The 18,488-nt window shown below is 73.2% G+C and carries 17 protein-coding genes; 14 read left to right on the plus strand and 3 right to left on the minus strand.

All coding sequences use genetic code 11. The features are described 5' to 3' along the window. Positions 1 to 71 precede the first annotated feature (71 nt). From K7787_RS29950 to K7787_RS29990, 9 genes are all read left to right on the plus strand, one after another. On the plus strand, positions 72 to 728 hold the full coding sequence (locus K7787_RS29950) for an HAD family hydrolase (protein ID WP_223003562.1): 657 nt from the start codon (positions 72 to 74) through the stop codon (positions 726 to 728). A gap of 93 nt (positions 729 to 821) precedes the next feature. Next, positions 822 to 1,658 (plus strand): VC0807 family protein, encoded by an 837-nt coding sequence (locus K7787_RS29955; RefSeq protein WP_223003563.1) that lies wholly within the window; start codon positions 822 to 824, stop codon positions 1,656 to 1,658. 41 nt (positions 1,659 to 1,699) lie between these two features. Continuing rightward, the gene (locus tag K7787_RS29960; protein ID WP_331279966.1) at positions 1,700 to 2,962 is read left to right on the plus strand and encodes an MFS transporter; all 1,263 of its coding nucleotides are present in this window, start codon (positions 1,700 to 1,702) and stop codon (positions 2,960 to 2,962) included. Further along, complete coding sequence (locus K7787_RS29965) at positions 2,913 to 4,085, plus strand: acetoin utilization protein AcuC (protein ID WP_043261132.1); 1,173 nt, start codon at positions 2,913 to 2,915, stop codon at positions 4,083 to 4,085. The genes K7787_RS29960 and K7787_RS29965 overlap by 50 nt, the downstream gene beginning before the upstream one ends. A 201-nt stretch (positions 4,086 to 4,286) precedes the next feature. Next, the gene (locus K7787_RS29970) at positions 4,287 to 5,126 is read left to right on the plus strand and encodes a phosphatase (protein ID WP_308036498.1); all 840 of its coding nucleotides are present in this window, start codon (positions 4,287 to 4,289) and stop codon (positions 5,124 to 5,126) included. A 129-nt stretch (positions 5,127 to 5,255) separates the two neighbouring features. Beyond that, entirely contained in the window at positions 5,256 to 5,468 is a 213-nt protein-coding gene (locus K7787_RS29975; RefSeq protein ID WP_019981034.1) for a helix-turn-helix domain-containing protein, read from the plus strand. A gap of 185 nt (positions 5,469 to 5,653) precedes the next feature. Then, the gene (locus K7787_RS29980; protein ID WP_003948845.1) at positions 5,654 to 5,752 is read left to right on the plus strand and encodes a 30S ribosomal protein bS22; all 99 of its coding nucleotides are present in this window, start codon (positions 5,654 to 5,656) and stop codon (positions 5,750 to 5,752) included. Between the two features lie 316 nt (positions 5,753 to 6,068). Then, positions 6,069 to 7,130 (plus strand): NAD-dependent epimerase/dehydratase family protein, encoded by a 1,062-nt coding sequence (locus K7787_RS29985; protein WP_043261134.1) that lies wholly within the window; start codon positions 6,069 to 6,071, stop codon positions 7,128 to 7,130. A gap of 14 nt (positions 7,131 to 7,144) precedes the next feature. Continuing rightward, a complete protein-coding gene (locus tag K7787_RS29990) occupies positions 7,145 to 8,248 on the plus strand; it encodes a lysophospholipid acyltransferase family protein (RefSeq protein WP_223003564.1) in 1,104 nt (367 codons plus the stop codon). A gap of 128 nt (positions 8,249 to 8,376) precedes the next feature. Here K7787_RS29990 and K7787_RS29995 read toward each other — a convergent pair whose 3' ends face one another. From K7787_RS29995 to K7787_RS30005, 3 genes are all read right to left on the minus strand, one after another. Next, entirely contained in the window at positions 8,377 to 9,621 is a 1,245-nt protein-coding gene (locus K7787_RS29995; protein WP_223003565.1) for a DUF5667 domain-containing protein, read from the minus strand. 233 nt (positions 9,622 to 9,854) lie between these two features. Next, a complete protein-coding gene (locus K7787_RS30000) occupies positions 9,855 to 10,682 on the minus strand; it encodes an ECF subfamily RNA polymerase sigma factor, BldN family (RefSeq protein WP_019981030.1) in 828 nt (275 codons plus the stop codon). A 461-nt stretch (positions 10,683 to 11,143) separates the two neighbouring features. Continuing rightward, positions 11,144 to 12,064: an HAD family hydrolase gene (locus tag K7787_RS30005; RefSeq protein WP_009189939.1), complete on the minus strand. Its 921-nt coding sequence runs from the start codon at positions 12,062 to 12,064 to the stop codon at positions 11,144 to 11,146. Positions 12,065 to 12,236: 172 nt separating this feature from the next. Here K7787_RS30005 and K7787_RS30010 point away from each other — a divergent pair, with 172 nt between their 5' ends. The 5 genes from K7787_RS30010 (at position 12,237) to K7787_RS30030 (ending at position 18,398) form a co-directional block, all read left to right on the plus strand. Then, positions 12,237 to 12,512: a glutaredoxin family protein gene (locus tag K7787_RS30010; RefSeq protein ID WP_027757892.1), complete on the plus strand. Its 276-nt coding sequence runs from the start codon at positions 12,237 to 12,239 to the stop codon at positions 12,510 to 12,512. A gap of 630 nt (positions 12,513 to 13,142) precedes the next feature. Then, positions 13,143 to 13,913, plus strand: a complete 771-nt coding sequence (locus K7787_RS30015) for a redox-sensing transcriptional repressor Rex (protein WP_009189941.1) — start codon at positions 13,143 to 13,145, stop codon at positions 13,911 to 13,913. Then, the gene (locus tag K7787_RS30020; RefSeq protein ID WP_223003566.1) at positions 13,910 to 15,703 is read left to right on the plus strand and encodes a glutamyl-tRNA reductase; all 1,794 of its coding nucleotides are present in this window, start codon (positions 13,910 to 13,912) and stop codon (positions 15,701 to 15,703) included. The genes K7787_RS30015 and K7787_RS30020 overlap by 4 nt, the downstream gene beginning before the upstream one ends. After that, the gene (gene hemC / locus K7787_RS30025; RefSeq protein ID WP_223003567.1) at positions 15,700 to 16,695 is read left to right on the plus strand and encodes a hydroxymethylbilane synthase; all 996 of its coding nucleotides are present in this window, start codon (positions 15,700 to 15,702) and stop codon (positions 16,693 to 16,695) included. Before K7787_RS30020 ends, hemC begins: the two co-directional genes overlap by 4 nt. Next, positions 16,692 to 18,398, plus strand: coding sequence for a bifunctional uroporphyrinogen-III C-methyltransferase/uroporphyrinogen-III synthase (locus tag K7787_RS30030; RefSeq protein ID WP_009189944.1), 1,707 nt, complete (start codon positions 16,692 to 16,694; stop codon positions 18,396 to 18,398). Before hemC ends, K7787_RS30030 begins: the two co-directional genes overlap by 4 nt. The last annotated feature ends 90 nt before the right edge of the window (positions 18,399 to 18,488 follow it).

An 18,488-nucleotide genomic window follows, 5' to 3' on the forward strand; every position in this document is an offset into this window, starting at 1 on the left:
AATTTTTGGGAAAACCCCGCACCGTATGGTGCGGGGTTTTCTGCATTTCGGGGCCCACTTAGGATTCCCGTATGCGTCACGACCTCATCCTCTTCGACAACGACGGTGTCCTCGTGGACAGCGAGCCGATCTCCAACCGGCTGCTGGCCGCCTACCTCACCGAGCTGGGGCACCCCACGTCGTACGAGGACTCCCTCCGCGACTACATGGGGGCGGCGATGCACCGGGTCCACGACCTGGTCCTGGAGCGCTCCGGCCGGCGGCTTCCCGAGGACTTCGACGCTGTGTTCCACGCCCGCGTCTTCGCCGCGTTCGAGCGGGAGCTGAAGCCGGTGCCCGGCGTCGCCGAGGTCCTGGAGAAGCTGACGGCCGACGGCGTGCCGTACTGCGTGGCCTCGTCCGGGAGTCATGAGCGCATCCGCGTGGGGCACCGGACGACCGGGCTCGACCGGTGGTTCGACGACGCCCGGATCTTCAGCTCCCAGGACGTCGGCCGGGGCAAGCCAGCGCCCGACCTGTTCCTGTACGCCGCCGAGCGGATGGGTGTCGCGCCCGAGAAGTGCCTCGTCATCGAGGACTCCCCGCTCGGCGTGCAGGCCGCCCTCGCGGCCGGCATGGAGGTGTACGGGTTCACCGCCATGACGCCCGCCCACCGGCTCGCCGGCGCCGGTCAACTCTTCTCCGACATGGGGCAGTTGGCCGACCTGCTGGGACAGTCGTCGGCATGACCCGGGCCACCCGCGGGGCACTGACATTTGTCACGCCGACCTCCGGACGATCGTTCCTACCGGCGGACCCCGCCCGGCGGCGAAGCTGAGGGCATGACGAAGAACACGGGGAACCAGGGCCGGGCCGACCAGCAGCAGCCGAGCGTGCTCGACAACCTCAGGCCGCTCATCCTCGACGTGGCGGTGCCGCTCGGCTCGTACTACGTCTTCCGGGACGGCCTCGGCATGAGCACCTTCGCCGCCCTCGCCTGGAGCAGCGCGGTGCCCGCGGCGCGGACCGTGTGGAGCCTGGTCAAGGAGCGGCGGACCAACGCCCTGGCCGGCCTGATCCTGGTCGTCAACGTCGTCTCGCTGCTGCTGAGCTTCGTCACCGGCGACCCGCGGCTGATGCTCGCCAAGGACAGCGGCGTCAGCAGCACCGTCGCGATCGGCATCCTGGTCTCCGTGGCGCTCGGCAGGCCGATGATGACCGCGGGGATGAAGCCCTTCCTGGTGAAGGGCGACGCCGCCAAGGAGGCCGCCTGGCAGCGGCTGATGGCCGGCGACTCGACGTGGTCCGCGGCGTTCCGGCGCAAGGAGCGTGTGTTCTCCCTGGTGTGGGGGCTGGCGCTGCTGGCCGAGTGCGTGGCGCGGATCGTGGGCGCGTACACGGTCCCGGTGGACACGATGGTCTGGCTCGGCACGGTCGTCATGGTGGCCGCCATGGCGGTCGCGTTCCTGGTCAGCGGCGCACTGGCCGCCGGGCCGATGGAGCACATGCTGGCCGCCGAGGCCGAGACGGCCGAGACGCCCCGCCCCACCGAGTCCGCTCCCACCGAGTCCGCCCCCGCCGAGGCCGCCTCCACCGCCGTCGCCTCCACCGCCGTCGTCCCCACCGGCACGGGCCCCGCCGGGCAGGCACGGCAGGCCGTCCCCGCCGTCGCCGCCTGAAGCCGGCCCGCCGGAAGCTGAAGGAAATTCATCTTCTACGGATCTACCCACAGGTAGCCCGGGGCCCTACGCTCGCCGCCATGACTGAAGTGCTGCGGCGCGGTAGGGCCTCGCTGGCGTTCTCCTTCTTCGCCCAGGGCGCCGCCTTCGCGCTGCTCGTGACGCGGATCCCCGCCATCCAGGACCGCTACGGCATGTCCGACAGCGTGCTGCCGATCTTCCTGGCCGCCGTGCCGATCCTGGCCGGCGTCGGCAGCGTCACGACCGAGCGCCTGGTGCGGCGCGTCCGCCCCAGCCGGGTGCTGCGCTGGTCGCAGCCGCTGGCCATGCTGGCCCTGCTCGCGGTGGGCGCCGGGCACGGGATCGCCGCCGTCGCGGTCGCGCTCGGCGTGTTCGGGCTGGCGGTGGGCGCGCTGGACGCGTCGATGAACATGCTCGGCGTGAGCCTCCAGCGCTCCTACGGCCGCAGCATCATGCTCAGCTTCCACGCCGCCTACAGCCTCGGCGGCATCGTCGGGGCGTCGCTGGCCTGGGCGGGGGCGCACTGGCACCTGGCGCTGTGGGTGTCGTACCTTCCGGTGGTGGCGGTGCTGCTGCCGGCGGTGCTGATCGGCAGCCGGTGGTACGTCGACGCGGACGGCCCGGAGAAGGCGGCGGAGGCGAGCGGGGGCGTGGCCGGGGCCGGTTCCGTGGTCTTCAAGGCGCTGCTGCCGCTCTGCCTGGTGATGACCTTCGCGTACATCGGCGACTCGACCGTCTCCAACTGGAGCGCCAAGTACCTCCAGGACACGCTGGGCAGCTCCGAGCAGCTCGCGACGGTGCCGTACAACGTCTACATGGTCACCACGCTGCTGGGGCGGGCCATCGGGGACGTGGGGGTGCGGCGGTTCGGGGCGGCGACGGTCGTGCGGCTGGGCTCGCTGGTGGCGGCGCTCGGGTTCGCGGTGGTGGCGGGGGCGCCGGGACCCTGGGTGGGCATGCTCGGCTTCACCCTGCTGGGGCTCGGGCTGTGCGTGCTGGTGCCGCAGACCTTCGCGGCGGCGGGCCGGTTGTTCCCCGGTTCCTCCGACGCGGCGATCGCGCGGCTGAACATCTTCAACTACGTCGGTTTCCTGGTCGGCTCGCCGCTCGTCGGGGCGCTCGGCGACGCGTGGAGCTACCGCGGGGCGATGCTGGTGCCGATGGTGCTGGTGCTGGTGACGTTGGGGTACGCCAGGTCGTTCGCGCCGGGCGAGGACCGATACGGTGGCGGGCATGAGCGGCCGCGCACAGCTGATGTGGGACGAAGCGGTAACGGGGTATGACTTCGGCCCGGACCATCCGATGGACCCGGTCCGGCTCGCCCTGACCCGCAAACTGGTCGGCGCCCTCGGGCTCGACCGCGAGGTGCCGCTGGTCGCGGCCCGGCCGGCCGGCGAGTCGACGCTGCGGCTGGTGCACCGCGAGGACTACATCGAGGCGGTGAAGGCCGCCTCGGCCGATCCGGGGTCGGCGGACGGGTCGTACGGGCTCGGGACCGTGGACGATCCCGCCTTCGCCGGGATGCACGAGGTCTCCGCGCTGATCGCGGGCCAGTCGGTGGGCGCGGCGGAGGCGGTGTGGCGCGGGGACGCGCTGCACGCGGTGAACTTCACCGGCGGGCTGCACCACGCGATGCCGGGCTCCGCGTCCGGGTTCTGCGTCTACAACGACGCGGCGCTTGCCATCGCCCGGCTCCTGGAACTGGGCGCCGAGCGGGTCGCGTACGTCGACGTCGACGTGCACCACGGGGACGGCGTGCAGGCGGCGTTCTGGGAGGACCCGCGGGTGCTGACGATCTCCCTGCACGAGCACCCGAGGACGCTGTTCCCGCAGACCGGCTGGCCGGGGGAGACCGGCGCCGAGTCGGCGGAGGGCTCCGCGGTGAACGTCGCGCTGCCCGCCGGGACCGGCGACGCGGGCTGGCTGCGGGCGTTCCACGCGGTGGTGCCGGAACTGCTCGCGGACTTCCGGCCGCAGGTGCTGGTGTCGCAGCACGGCGCCGACACGCACTTCGAGGACCCGCTGGCGCATCTGGCGGTGTCGCTGGACGCGCAGCGGGCGGTGCAGGTCGCCTGCCACGAGCTGGCGCACGAGCACGCCGGGGGCCGGTGGGTGGCGCTCGGCGGGGGCGGCTACGCGGTGGTGGAGGTCGTGCCGCGGTCCTGGACGCATCTGGTGGGGATCGCGGCGGACCGGCCGGTGGAGCCGGAGACGGTGATCCCGGAGAGCTGGCGGCAGGAAGTGTACGCGCGGACCCGGCAGTTGGGGCCGATGCGGATGACGGACGGGCGCTGGCCGGTGGCGTTCGCCGAGTGGGAGGCGGGGTACGACCCGGCCGACCGCCTGGACCAGGCGATCCTGGCGACCCGCAAGGCCGCGTTCCCGCTGCGGGGCCTGCTGCCGTAGCGGTCGCGGGGCGCGCGGTCCGCGAGCGGCGGGGCGTGTCGGTCCGTGAAGCGCGGGGCCCGCCGTCCGCGATGCGCGCCGGGCGGGTGCCGTCCGTGAAGGGGGCTCCGCGTGTCCCGCTGTCATCCTCCCTTACGCCGACCGTGGGGTGTTCGCCCGTTCCCGCCCCGGCCGCGCGGGCCGTCCGTCAGCATCGCACCCGTGCCGACCACCACCGCCCCGTGCGGCCCCTCGCGCGACCGTCTGCGCGACCACCTCCTCGCCGCCCGGCTGGCCGGGCCCGTGGCCACCACCCGGGAGGCGAGCCTGCGCAGCTACCGGCTGTTCGCGGCCCGGGACCCCCGCGCCCTGCTCGGGATCGATCCGGAACGGGAGTGGCGCCAGCCGGATCTGATCGAACTGATGGCTGAGAAGTGCGGCGTTTCGGCCGACCCGGAGCACACCTTCGGCCATGATGTGATTGACCCGGACCTGACCCTGGCGGCGCTGGACGCCTTCGCCGACCGGATCCGGGAGATCGCCCGGAGGGCCGCGCCCGTCCTCCTGGGCACCGGGCACCCGCATCGACTGCTGGGTTTCTACGCCGAGTTGGCGGCCGCCCTGTCGGCGGCGGGATGTGCCGTCCTCACCCCGGCGCAGGGTCGCTCTGTCGACATATTGACCCGGTTCGGTCTACGCACGCACCGCCTGGAGTACGTACGGGGCGTCGGTCTGGTACGCCCCTCGGGCCCCGAACGCACCGGTTGTGAGCCGGGCGCGCACACGCACTCCCCGCTGCCGGTCCGGCTCGCCCTCGACGCGGCGGCGGACGCCGGCGGGCCGCTTCCGGAGGTGGTGATCGGGGACCACGGCTGGGTCTGCGGAGCAGGTCAGCTGGGGTTCGACGCGATGGGGCCGGCCGACACGGACGACCCCGCGCTGTTCGTGGGGCAGGCGGAGGGGCGCGTGTCCGTCGTCGTCCCGCTCGACGACGCCGTACGGTCCGCCTACTACCGCCCGCTCATCCGCTACGTACTCAATCGAGCGTGTCTGTCACAGTAGGCCGCCGATGGGTGCACCTCTTCCCCACTCGCATCACCCGCCCCTACATTGGGGAGTGAGCACGCAGCGACGAAGAGTCACCGGAAGGGGAAGCCGGTGGCCGTCGAGTGCGGAAGGTGCAGGTGTGTCATGGCTGCAGCTGGCGAGAGGCCTCTCAACGAGGTCCAGTTCCTCACCGTGGCGGAAGTCGCCTCGGTCATGCGAGTGTCGAAGATGACCGTGTACCGCCTGGTGCACAGCGGTCATCTGCCCGCGATCCGGGTGGGGCGGTCCTTCCGCGTCCCGGAGCAAGCGGTTCACGATTACCTTCGCGAGAGCTATGTGGGGGTGGAAACCGCCTGACGATCGCCCCGACGACGGCCGGCGGGGTCCGCACCGGGCCGTATGCCCTGTACAGGGCGGTGCCGGGCCCCTCCGGGCGCCTCGATTAACGGCCTCAGCACTCGGGCGGGTAGGCTAGCCCCTCGTAGGTCGTGTGGGCCCATGGCGCCCAAACACCGAGTGATGAGAAGTGAGCGAGGGTAGTCGTGGGCTCTGTTATCAAGAAGCGGCGCAAGCGGATGGCCAAGAAGAAGCACCGCAAGCTGCTGAAGCGCACCCGCGTCCAGCGTCGCAACAAGAAGTAGTGACGCCGGTCGCCACGTCATAGTGCGCGACATCGCGAGAGCGTGTCCGCAGCCCCTCACCGCATCCGGTGAGGGGCTGCGCCTTTTTCCGGCCGTGCCATGGCCGTCACCTCCCGCAGTCGGCGGCCATCACAGCGCAACATGGAACCGGTAGGTTGGCGGCAGTCGGGGAACGCGACAGTGACGGGACGCCGACATCCGGGTGCCGCGACCGGGAGCCGGGACCGTGCCGCGGTCCCCGTACCGGGAAGCGGCGCCGGAGCCCGGACACCGGTGCCGGCTGCCGGAACCAGTCGCTGGAAGGAAGGCGCTGATCGTGGGACAGGTCGTGCTCGTGACCGGAGCGGCCCGCCGGCTGGCCGGCCGGTTCGTCCGGCGGGTCCAGCGTGATCCGCAGGTGGACCGGGTCGTCGCCGTGGACGTGGTCCCGCCCGAGCACCATCTCGGCGGCGCGGACTTCGTCCAGGCGGACATCCGCCAGCCCACCATCGCGCGGGTCCTCGCCGAGACGGGCGCCGACACGGTCGTCCACATGGACGTGACCGGCACCGCCCTGGGCGGCGGCAGCCGGGCCACGGTCAAGGAGACCAACGTCATCGGCACCATGCAGCTGCTCGGCGCCTGCCAGAAGTCGCCCAGCGTGCGCCGGCTGGTGGTGAAGTCCTCCACCAACGTCTACGGCTCCGCGCCCCGCGACCCGGCGGTGTTCACCGAGACCACCCCCGCCAAGTCCCTCCCCAGCGGCGGCTTCGCCAAGGACGCCGTCGAGGTCGAGGGCTATGTGCGGGGCTTCGCGCGGCGGCGCCCGGACGTGGCCGTGTGCGTGCTGAGATTCGCCAACATCCTCGGCCCCACCGCGGACACCCCGCTCGCCTCCTACTTCGCGCTGCCGGTCCTGCCGACGGTGTTCGGCTACGACCCGCGGCTCCAGTTCGCCCACGAGGACGACGTGATCGAGGTGCTGCGGATCGCCTCGCACGAGGCCCGGCGCGGCACGCTCAACAGCGGCACGTTCAACATCGCCGGGGACGGGGTGCTGCTGCTGTCCCAGTGCGCCCGGCGGCTCGGCCGCCCCACCGTGCCGCTGCTGCTGCCCGCGGTCACCTGGGCGGGCTCGCTGGTGCGTACGCTGGGGATGACGGACTTCTCACCCGAGCAGATCCGGCTGCTCACCCACGGCCGGGTCGTGGCCACGGACGAGATGCGCGAAACGCTCGGCTTCGAGCCCCGGTACACCACCGCGGAGACCTTCGCGGACTTCGCCCGCAGCCGTGGCCCGGGACTGCTGCCGCCAGAGGCCCTGGCAGGGGCCGTCGACCGGATCGCCGCCGTGTCCCAGCGGGCCGGCGGCCACCTTCCGACGCAGAGCGCCAACTGAGGAGAGCGGCAACGATGGCGGACGCCAAGGTCATTCCGTTCGACGACGACCGGTCCCGCTCCGGCGCGGGCCAGCGGCCCTCCCGCCGCCGCGGCACGCCCGGCCGCCGCCCCGGCGGTCCCGGCGGCGAGTCCGCCGCGGCCGGCGAGGTGCAGCCGCTCCAGGCCCTGGCCGCGGCACGGGAGGAGGGACCGGTGACCGGCGGCGAGAGCCCCGAGGACCGGCCGCAGGAGCCCGAGACGCCCCGCGAGGGCGACGGCGCCGCCGAGGGCCTGGCGGCCGGTCTCGAACGGCGCATCGCGAGCGGCCTGTCGTTCCTGCGCCGCCGCGTCACCGGCGACTACGACGTCGACGACTTCGGCTACGACGCCGAACTGACCGACCAGGTCCTGATGTCCCTGCTGCGCCCGGTGTACGAGAAATACTTCCGGGTGGAGGTCAAGGGCGTCGAGAACATCCCGAAGGAGGGCGGCGCGCTGATCGTCGCCAACCACTCGGGGACGCTGCCGCTGGACGGCCTGATGATGCAGGTCGCCGTCCACGACCACCATCCGGCGGGGCGTCATCTGCGCCTCCTCGCGGCGGACCTGGTGTTCGTGCTGCCGGTGGTCAACGAGCTGGCCCGCAAGCTCGGCCACACCCTGGCCTGCGCGGAGGACGCCGAACGGCTGCTGGGGCAGGGCGAGCTGGTCGGGGTGATGCCGGAGGGCTTCAAGGGCATCGGCAAGCCGTTCGGCGAGCGCTACAAGCTGCAACGTTTCGGCAGGGGCGGTTTCGTCTCCACCGCGCTGCGCCAGGGCGTGCCGATCGTGCCGTGCTCAATCGTCGGCGCGGAGGAGATCTACCCGATGATCGGCAACGCCAAGACCCTGGCGCGGCTGCTCGGGTTCCCGTACTTCCCGCTGACGCCGACCTTCCCGTGGCTCGGTCCGCTGGGCCTGGTCCCGCTGCCGACGAAGTGGACGATCCAGTTCGGCGAGCCGATCCCGACGGACGGCTACCCGCCGGAGGCGGCGGAGGACCCGATGCTGATGTTCAACCTCACCGACCAGGTCCGCGAGCAGATCCAGCACACGCTGTACAAGCTGCTGGTCCAGCGGAGGTCGGTCTTCTTCTGACCGGACTTCTGCCGGCCGGGCCTCTCCTGGCCGGGTTTCCGCCGGCCGGTCTTCTTCGCCCGGGTACGCATACGGCGCTGGGGGCGCCCTCGGTGGACGAGGGCGCCCCCAGCGCCGTACCGCTGTCGCTACTTCGCGTCCTCGCCCTCGATGCCGAGGCCGGGCAGCAGGCCCGGGAGGAGGGGCGGGATCGTGACGTCCGGGCCGGCGCCGGGCGTCTTGCCGGCGGACGGCGAGGCGCTGCTGCTGGGCCCCGGCGGGTCGAGCAGGCCGCCGGCCGCGCCGCCGATCAGGCCCTCGCCGTTCTGGCTGCCGGAGCCGGCCGAGGCGCTCGGGGTGCCGCTGCCGGACTCGTGGCCGCCGGACGGCGTACCGCCGCCGGTGCTGGGCGTGGCCGTACGCCCGGGGTGGGTGGTGTGCGCGGAGGCGCTCGGCCCGGCGCCCTGCCGCTTGCCGTCGCCGCCGGCCGGGGGCTCGGGCAGCAGCGACTGGAGCGGGGCGACCTCTTCGTCTATGGCGTCGAACACCGACGACACCTCGTCGCCCACGTCGCCGAGCTGCACCGGCAGCCGCTCCCGCAGGGCGCCCCAGGCCTCCCGGTGCGAGCGGGAGAAGGCGGAGAGGGCGCGGATGGGGCCGAGGGAGTCGGGGTCGCGCTCGTACGCCTCGTGCAGCAGGCGGTGGCCCTCGGTCGCGTCGTGCTTCATCCCGGACAGGGTGCGGCGGATCTCGGCGAGGTCCTCGTGGTCGAGGTGCCCGGCGCGGTCGCGCTCCATCAGCCGGCGGGCCTCGCCGAGCCGGGTGCCGGCCAGGTCCAGATAGGCCTGGCCCTGCTCGTCGGCGCCGTCGGTCAGATAGGTGAGCTTGAAGTCCTCGATGCCGCGCTTGAGGCCGTACAGCGAGTCACCGGGGAGGGCGTCGGAGCTGGCGGCGGCCACGCCGCCGAACGCGCCCGCGGCCACTCCCACGCTGAGCCCGCCCGCGGCCAGGCCCTTCGCCAGCCGACTGCGCGGCCGCAGTTTCCCCAGGCCGCTCGCCCGGTGGGCGCCGTGGGCCCGGTGCGAACGCTGCCCGGGCAGCGCGGAAAGCTCCCTCGCCTCGCCCGCGGCGGTGCCCTCCTGGAGCATGGCCTCCATCGCGGCCACCAGTTGGGCCCGCTGGGCGACCTTGACCTCGGGGTCCAGCCCGGGCCGGGGCAGCGCGCCGAGACCGGTGGCGACGGCCAGCAGCCGGTCCTGTTCGGTCGGGTCCGCCGCTGCCGGCTCCGGAGCGGGTCCTTCGGACCGCTCGGCCGCCGCGCCCCGGTCGGATGACTCCTCCAGGGCCTGGGCGAAGGCGTTCGCCCGCCGGTGCGCCGATACGTTCGCGATCACTGGCGGCACCTCCTCTCGTCATGACGGTCGACTCCCCAGGGGTCCTGAGGGTTGCACGCTCGCGACCGCCGCCACCCGGACGAGTGATCAGCGTGGGCCAAGGCGTGACCGCAGGGAGCCTCTATCCCGCACAACGAGCGGCTCGGCACTTCGGTTACGGATGTCCGGGGATCGGATCGAGAAGTCAACGTACCCCTGGAAAGGGCGAGTTGGCGGTCGGCCGGCCGGGACGGTCAGCGGGCGTCCTCCGGCAAAAGCCGGGCGAGGGTGCGCACGGCGCGGTACTGGAGGGTCTTGATCGCGCCCTCGTTCTTGCCCATCACCCGGGCGGTCTCGGCGACCGAGAGACCCTGGAGGAAGCGGAGCGTGACGCACTCCTGCTGCTGAGGGTTGAGCCGGCGCACGGCGTCCAGCAGGGCGGCGTTGGACAGGGACTCCAGGACGGAGTCCTCCGGGGAGCGCTCGACCTCGTTGGCGTCGAGCATTTCGCCGGTGGTGACCTCGAGCCGGAACCGGCTGGACTTGAAGTGGTCGGCGACGAGGTTGCGGGCGATGGTCACCAGCCAGGCGCCGAAGTCGCGGCCCTGCCAGGTGAACGTGCCGATGCGGCGCAGCGCCCGCAGAAAGGTCTCGCTGGTCAGGTCCTCGGCGGTCGCCTTGCCGCCGACGCGGTAGTAGACGTACCGGTACACGGTGTCGCTGTACTGGTCGTAGAGGCGGCCGAAGGCCTCGGCCTCGCCGGCCTGGGCGCGCTCGACCAGCTCCATCATCCGGGCGCTGTCGCTGTCGGCGGCCGGCCGCCGGACGGCGGCGCCCGTCGCGGCCGTGCGCCCGCGCCGGCCGCCCGCCCGGCCGTCGGCGGTGCGCCGCCCCTCGACGACGGCGCTGCGCGCGGGCCCCTGCTCCAGCCCGTCGGCCAGCGCGTAGCACGGCCCTACGGGCGCGGCGGTGGCGAAGGCGGGACCGGCGGACGCGGTGGGGACAAGACCGCGCAGCAGCTCCAGGACCGTAGCGCGGAGCGTAGCCAGGCCCGAGGCGTCAACCCCGACGTGTGGGTACACGGGACTCCCAGAGGCAGAGCTTCCATCACGTGCAGTGCGGAACCGTTCACCCGTCGTAGCGACGGAGAGATATCGGTTTGCGTCTGAGGAGAATAACGCTTCGTGCAGGGGCTGCTACACCGAGTTGCTCAAATCATCGATTACGTCGCTTCCGTAACCGGTTGACGCCCGATCAGGTGCCGGAGAGTGACCGTTTGCCGATCGATTCGGTTCGGCTTCGGTATAAGTCGCGGACGGGTTGTGGCGGTGTACCGCCAAGGGGTATGGCCAGGGCGGCGGCCGGGTGCGTTCGCCCGTTCGACCGGAATCCGGCGCGGCGACACGGCGGTGACCGCAGTGGCGCACGAACGGTCATGGGGCGCCGCGTCAGGGCGGCGCGGGCCCGCGCCGGGCGGCCGTAAGAGGCGGGCGGCGCGGTGGCGCGAGGTGGTGTCCGGGCGGGCGCGGGAGGCGACGGGCGGTCAGCGGCGGCGGCGGTGCAGGGCGATGGCCGCCGCGGTGCCGCCGGCGACCGCGCCGACGCCGGCCGCCGCCGGGATGCCGACCTTCGCGGCCTTGCGGCCGGTGCGGTAGTCGCGCAGCCGCCAGTCCATCTCGCGGGCGTGCCGGCGCAGCTTGGCGTCCGGGTTGATGGCGTAGGGGTGGCCGACCAGCGACAGCATGGGGATGTCGTTGTGCGAGTCGCTGTAGGCGGCGCACCGGGACAGGTCCAGGCCCTCGGCGGCGGCCAGGGCGCGCACCGCCTCCGCCTTGGCGGGGCCGTGCAGCGGTTCGCCGACGAGGCGGCCGGTGTAGACGCCGGCGACGGACTCGGCGACCGTGCCGAGGGCGCCGGTCAGACCGAGGCGGCGGGCGATGACCTGGGCGATCTCGACGGGCGCGGCGGTGACGAGCCACACCTTCTGACCGGCGTCGAGGTGGGCCTGGGCCAGCGCCCGGGTGCCCGGCCAGATCCGCTCGGCCATGTACTCGTCGTAGATCTCCTCGCCGATCGACTTCAGCTCGGAGACGCGGTGGCCCTTGACGATGGACAGCGCCGAGTCGCGGACGTCCTGCATGTGCTCGGGGTCCTCGACCCCGGCCAGCCGGAACCAGGCCTGCTGCCAGGCGAACCGGGCCAGGTCGCGGGTCTCGAAGAACTTCCGCTTGTACAGGCCCCGGCCGAAGTGGAACAGGGCGGCGCCCTGCATGACGGTGTTGTCGAGGTCGAAGAAGGCGGCGGCGCTGACGTCGCCGTGCACCGGGAACTCGGCCTCCTGCGGGGGCGGAGGCGCGGTCTCCTGCGAGGACTTGCGCGCGGCCTCCGCCGAGGCCTCGCCTGCCAACACGCTCCGCGCCGTGGCGGAGCGCCTACGGGGGGTGAGCCATCCGAGAGCGGCCATGGCGTGAGCATAGCCAGTCCGTTCGGCGCTTCCGGAGCCGCGAGGTGCGAACCCCGTGAACTCCGGGCGACGAGTCGCCGGGCGGGGGCGCGGTGAGGCGGGCCCGGGGGCGTGCGGGGGCGCGGCGCCGTGCGGCCGCGGGGGTCCGGCGGGGCGGGTGAGAATGGCGGGTATGAGTCCGTTGTTTCGTCGTAAGCCGGCCGCGCCCGCGGACCGGCTCGTCACCCTCGTCCGCAAGCCCGGCTGCCATCTGTGCGACGACGCGCAGGCCGTGGTCGAGAAGGTGTGCGCCGAGGTCGGTGCGCGCTGGGAGCAGAAGGACATCGGCGAGGACCGGGAGCTGTACGACCGGTACTGGGAGCAGATCCCCGTCGTGCTGATCGACGGCGAACAGCACACCTTCTGGCGGGTGAACGAGGACCGGCTGCGCAAGGCGCTCACCGGCTGACGGCTGACGGCTGACGGCTGACGGCGGCCGGCCGGGGCCGGGCGGCCACCGGGTGTTCACCGTCACAGCGATACGGCCGAGTGGCCGTGGGGCGACGGCGATACAGCAGCCGGACGACGGCCAGGCGGCAGCCGAGCGCTTGGTCGGGCGGCAGCCGGAGGGCGGCCGGGTACCCGTGGGACGGCAGCCGAACGCCTGGTCGGGCGGCGGCCGTACGGCAGCCGTACGACGGCCGGGCGGCGGCGGGGTGACACCCGGACGACACCCGGGCGACGCCAGGGCGGCGGTCCGGTGTCCGTGGGGCGGCTCACAGCCGTGCCGGTAGCCGCTGATCAAGACTGACCGGCGAGTACAAACTGACCGAAATTCGCTTAGGATCGACGGCGACTTGGTCTCGGGGGCGGGGATCGTAGAGGAGAGTGTGCGATTTTGCCCCCAACAAAGAAGGAACGCGGTCGCGACTGCGCCGGTTCCGCGCCGGAGCGCCGGGGGCGCGTGACCCCGGTCACGTTGGCCGGGCAAATCGGACACCATCTTTGTGCACGCGTTCACAAAGACATAGCCTGCTTCCGACGGGGCGGTCTGGGGACGTATGACCGCCAAAAGCCCCGCTCTACCCGCAGGAGCACCGTGGCAACTGGCCGAACTCACCGACCGGCGACCCGTAGCCGAGGGATTCCCGAGGCCACCGTCGCCCGCCTTCCGCTGTACCTCCGAGCCCTGACCGCACTGTCGGAGCGCTCGGTGCCCACGGTCTCCTCCGAGGAGCTGGCCGCCGCGGCGGGAGTCAACTCCGCCAAACTGCGCAAGGACTTCTCCTACCTCGGTTCCTACGGGACCCGGGGCGTGGGCTACGACGTCGAGTATCTCGTCTACCAGATCTCCCGCGAGCTGGGGCTGACCCAGGACTGGCCGGTTGTGATCGTCGGTATCGGAAACCTCGGCGCCGCCCTCGCCAACTACGGCGGTTTCGCCTCCCGCGGCTTCCGCGTCGCCGCCCTGATCGACGCCGACCCGGCGATGGCGGGCAAGCCCGTCGCCGGCATCCCCGTGCAGCACACCGACGACCTGGAGCGGATCATCCAGGACAACGGCGTGTCGATCGGCGTGATCGCGACCCCCGCGGGCGCCGCCCAGCAGGTCTGCGACCGGCTCGTCGCCGCCGGGGTGACCTCCATCCTGAACTTCGCGCCGACCGTGCTGAACGTCCCCGAGGGCGTCGACGTGCGCAAGGTCGACCTCTCCATCGAGCTGCAGATCCTCGCCTTCCACGAGCAGCGCAAGGCCGGCGAGGAGGCCGCCGCCGACGGCGCGCTGCCCGCCGCCGGCTCCGCCGCCGCCCGCAAGGCGTCCGCCGACCAGGGACCCGACGGGGCCGCCCCCGCCGTGATGCCGGCATGAGCCTCCTCGTCGTCGGACTGAGCCACCGCAGCGCCCCGGTCAGCGTCCTGGAACGCGCCTCGCTGAACGAGGACGACCGGATCAAGCTGCTCCAGGACACCGTGGCCGCCGAGCCCGCCACCGAGGCCGCCGTCCTGGCCACCTGCAACCGCATCGAGCTGTACGCCGACGTGGACAAGTTCCACGCCGGTGTCGCCGAGCTGTCCACGCTGCTCGCCCAGCACAGCGGCGTCGGCCTGGAAGAGCTGACTCCCTATCTCTACGTGCACTACGAGGACCGCGCCGTCCACCACCTGTTCTCGGTGGCCTGCGGCCTGGACTCGATGGTGGTCGGCGAGGGGCAGATCCTCGGCCAGATAAAGGACTCCCTGGCCCGCGCCCAGGAACTGCACACCGCCGGCCGGCTGCTGAACGACCTGTTCCAGCAGGGCCTGAGGGTCGGCAAGCGCGCCCACTCCGAGACCGGCATCGACCGCGCCGGACAGTCCCTGGTCACCTTCGGCCTTGAGCAGCTGTCCCAGGGCGCCGATGTGCAGGAATGGGCGCACGGCAAGAAGGCCCTGGTCATCGGCGCCGGTTCGATGTCGTCGCTGGCCGCGGCCACGCTGGCGCGCGCCGGGGTCGGCGAGATCGTCATCGCCAACCGCACCGCCGAGCGCGCCGAGCGGCTGGCCCAGATCCTCACCGAGGGCGACGACACGCACGTGCTGGCCCGCGCGGTACCGATGGACGCGGTGCCGGCCGAGCTGACACGTGCAGACATCGCCGTCTCCTGCACCGGCGCGACCGGCCTCGTGCTGACCGCCGAGACGATCGCCGCCGCCCTGGAGGGCCGCACCGGCGCGCCCGCCGCCGTCACCGAGCCCGCCGCGGAGGCCGGGGAGGACGGCCGTGCCCAGGCCGGCGCCCAGGCCGGCCCGCAGGCGAAGGCCGCGCGTGGCGACGTACGCGAGACGCCGCTGCCGCCCGCCGCCGGCGAGGACGGCTGCCCGCTCGACCTGGCCACCGCGGAGAGCGGCTTCTCGCTGCTCGGGGAGTCCGCGGTCGCCGGCATCGACGCCGCCACGCTGGAGCAGCACGGCACCTGGGTCGACAACGGCGGCTCCGTGGACCGCCGGGACGCCGCCGGGCGCGGGGTCGAGGCCGACGCGGAACTGATCACCGCGCTCGCCGCGACCGCCGCCACCGTCGGCCGCATCCCCGAGCGCCGCAAGCCGGAGCCGGTGCCCGTCGCACCGCGCCCCGAGCCGGTCCTGTTCGTCCTCGACCTGGCCATGCCGCGGGACGTGGACGCGGCCGTGCACCGGCTGGCCGGGGCGCGCCTGGTGGACATCGAGTCGCTGGCCGGGGCGTCCGCGGACGCGCCGATGGCCTCCGACGTGGACCAGGTCCGCCGGATCGTCGCCGACGAGGTCGCCGCCTTCGGCGCGGCCCAGCGGGCGGCGCACATCACGCCCACCGTGGTCGCCCTGCGCACCATGGCCGCCGACGTCGTCAGCAGCGAGATCGCCCGCCTGGAAGGGCGGCTGCCCGGCCTCGACGACAAGCACCGCGCGGAGATCACCCAGACCGTGCGCCGGGTGGTGGACAAGCTGCTGCACGCGCCGACCGTCCGGGTCAAGCAGCTCGCGGCCGAGCCCGGCGGCGCCGGGTACGCGGACGCGCTGCGCACCCTGTTCGACCTGGACCCGGAGACGGTGGCCTCCGTCTCCCGGCTCGGCGCCGGCGCCGCCGGCGCCGACCACACCGACGACTTCGACCAGAACGGCAAGAACCGAGGGCCAGCATGAGTGAGAAGGCACTGAGGCTGGGGACCAGGCGGAGCAAGCTCGCCATGGCCCAGTCCGGGCAGGTGGCCGACGCCGTGAGCCAGGTGACCGGACGGCCCGTCGAGCTCGTCGAGATCACCACCTACGGCGACACCTCCCGCGAACACCTGGCACAGATCGGCGGCACCGGCGTGTTCGTCGCGGCGCTGCGCGAGGCGCTGGCGCGGGGCGAGGTGGACTTCGCGGTTCACTCGCTCAAGGACCTCCCCACGGCACAGCCCGCGGAACTGGTCCTGGCCGCCATACCCGAGCGCGAGGACCCGCGTGACGTACTGGTCGCCCGGGACGCGCTCAAGTTCGCCGACCTGCCCCGCGGGGCGCGCGTCGGCACCGGCTCGCCGCGCCGCATGGCGCAGCTGAACGCGTACGCCCGCGCCCACGGCCTGGACATCGAGACCGTCCCGATCCGGGGCAACGTCGACACCCGCATCGGCTTCGTGCACGGCGGCGAACTCGACGCCGTCGTCCTGGCCGCCGCCGGTCTCAACCGGATCGGCCGCGGCGACGAAGTGACCGACTTCCTGTCGGTCGACACCGTTTTGCCCGCCCCCGGCCAGGGGGCCCTGGCGATCGAGTGCGCCGCGGACCGCGCGGACCTCATCGCGGCGCTCGCCGAACTCGACGACCCGCACACGCGGGCCGCCGTGACGGCCGAGCGGTCCCTGCTCGCCGCCCTGGAGGCCGGCTGCAGCGCCCCCGTGGGCGCGTTGGCCGACCTTCCCCCGCTCTCGGCACCGCTGGAGCGGGCGGAACCCCAGGCCGACCGGCAGATTGTCAAGGAAATGCGCCTGCGCGGCGTCGTCGGCACGACCGACGGCTCGACGCTGGTGCAGTTGTCCACCACCGGTCCCGTACCCCGGACGCACGACGATGCGATGGCGCTCGGTCGCGAACTCGCCACCGAGATGCTCGCCCGGGGCGCGGCCGGTCTGATGGGGGAGCGAGCACTTTGAGCCCCACCACCCTTCCCGCCGGTCCGGAACACGGGCACGTCACCTTCCTGGGTGCCGGACCCGGAGATCCGGGACTGCTGACACTGCGCGCCGTGGAGGCGCTGGCGAACGCGGACGTCCTCGTCGCCGAGCACGAGGTGCTCGACGTCGTACGCACGCACGCCCGAGCGGGCGTCACCGTCGTGCACACGGACCCGGACCCGGCGCAGAACCCTGTTCCGGGCACGGGCACACCCCAGCTGACGGTCGTTGACGGCACGTCAGCAACCGTTGGGGCGCCCGCGGTACGGGATGCCGCACATCTTGTCATGGAGGCCGCGCGCGGCGGCAGGCGGGTCGTCCGTGCGGTGACCGGCGACCCCGGGCTCGACACGGACGCCGCCGCCGAGATGCTCGCGTGCGCCGCCGCCGGGGTCCCCTTCGAGGTGGTGCCCGGCATCGCCAGCGCCGTCGGCGTGCCCGCGTACGCCGGTGTGCCGCTGCGCGACGCGGAGGGCACCGACGTACGGTTCGTCGACGCCCGCACCGCCTCGGGCCGCTGCTGGACCGAGGTCGGCGCCTCCGACGGCACCGTCGTGGTCTCCACGACGCTGGACGCGGTGGCCGCCGCCGCCGGTGAACTGGTCTCCGCCGGCCGCAAGCCGGACACCCCGATGACGGTCACCGTCGCCGGCACCACCACCCGCCAGCGCACCTGGACCGCCACCCTCGGGACGGTCGCCCAGACGCTGAAGCAGGCCAAGGTGCTGCCGTCCCCGGACGGCGGCCGGCCGGTGATAGCCGTCGTCGGCGAGCGCAGCGCCGCCGCGCAGCGCGACCAGCTGTCGTGGTTCGAGTCCAAGCCGCTGTTCGGCTGGAAGGTCCTCGTGCCGCGCACCAAGGAGCAGGCCGCCTCCCTCTCCGACCAGCTGCGCTCCTACGGCGCGGTGCCGCACGAGGTGCCGACCATCGCCGTGGAGCCGCCGCGCACGCCCCAGCAGATGGAGCGCGCGGTCAAGGGCCTGGTCACCGGCCGCTACGAGTGGATCGCCTTCACCTCGGTCAACGCGGTCAAGGCGGTCCGCGAGAAGTTCGAGGAGTACGGCCTGGACGCCCGCGCCTTCGCGGGCATCAAGGTCGCGGCGGTGGGCGAGCAGACCGCCAAGGCGCTGATCGCCTTCGGCGTGAAGCCGGACCTGGTGCCGAGCGGCGAGCAGTCGGCCGCCGGTCTGCTGGAGGACTGGCCGCCCTACGACCCGGTCTTCGACCCGATCGACCGCGTCTTCCTGCCGCGCGCCGACATCGCCACGGAGACGTTGGTCGCCGGTCTGATCGAGCTGGGCTGGGAGGTGGACGACGTCACGGCCTACCGCACCGTGCGCGCCTCGCCGCCCCCGGCGGAGACCCGCGAGGCGATCAAGGGCGGCGGCTTCGACGCCGTGCTCTTCACCTCGTCCTCCACGGTCCGCAACCTGGTCGGCATCGCGGGCAAGCCGCACAACGTGACGGTGATCGCCTGCATCGGCCCGGCCACCGCCAAGACGGCGGAGGAACACGGCCTGCGGGTGGACGTGATGGCCCCCGAGCCGTCGGTCCACAAGCTCGCCGAAGCCCTGGCCGACTTCGGCCTGCGCCGCCGCGCCGCCGCCCTGGAGGCCGGCGACCCGGTCACCCGCCCGAGCGAGCGGAGGCCGGGGGCGCGCAGGCGACGGTCGACGACCTGAGGGACGCGAGCCCGCCGAACGGCGGGGCCCCGAGGGATGTGAGTCCGAAAACGGCGGGGGGGGCCCGGGGGGGAGAGGGGGGGGCCCCCC

The sequence above is a fragment of the Streptomyces sennicomposti genome (genome assembly GCF_019890635.1).
Taxonomy (GTDB): Bacteria; Actinomycetota; Actinomycetes; order Streptomycetales; family Streptomycetaceae; genus Streptomyces; species Streptomyces sennicomposti.

Excerpts from the sequence above, each read along its gene's own strand:
- K7787_RS30005 (WP_009189939.1), bottom strand. The coding sequence starts at position 12,064 with ATGGCCGCTCTCGGATGGCTCACCCCCCGTAGGCGCTCCGCCACGGCG.
- K7787_RS30020 (WP_223003566.1), top strand. The coding sequence starts at position 13,910 with ATGAGCCTCCTCGTCGTCGGACTGAGCCACCGCAGCGCCCCGGTCAGC.
- K7787_RS29950 (WP_223003562.1), top strand. The coding sequence starts at position 72 with ATGCGTCACGACCTCATCCTCTTCGACAACGACGGTGTCCTCGTGGAC.
- K7787_RS30010 (WP_027757892.1), top strand. The coding sequence starts at position 12,237 with ATGAGTCCGTTGTTTCGTCGTAAGCCGGCCGCGCCCGCGGACCGGCTC.
- K7787_RS29965 (WP_043261132.1), top strand. The coding sequence starts at position 2,913 with ATGAGCGGCCGCGCACAGCTGATGTGGGACGAAGCGGTAACGGGGTAT.
- K7787_RS29955 (WP_223003563.1), top strand. The coding sequence starts at position 822 with ATGACGAAGAACACGGGGAACCAGGGCCGGGCCGACCAGCAGCAGCCG.
- hemC (WP_223003567.1), top strand. The coding sequence starts at position 15,700 with ATGAGTGAGAAGGCACTGAGGCTGGGGACCAGGCGGAGCAAGCTCGCC.
- K7787_RS29975 (WP_019981034.1), top strand. The coding sequence starts at position 5,256 with ATGGCTGCAGCTGGCGAGAGGCCTCTCAACGAGGTCCAGTTCCTCACC.
- K7787_RS29990 (WP_223003564.1), top strand. The coding sequence starts at position 7,145 with ATGGCGGACGCCAAGGTCATTCCGTTCGACGACGACCGGTCCCGCTCC.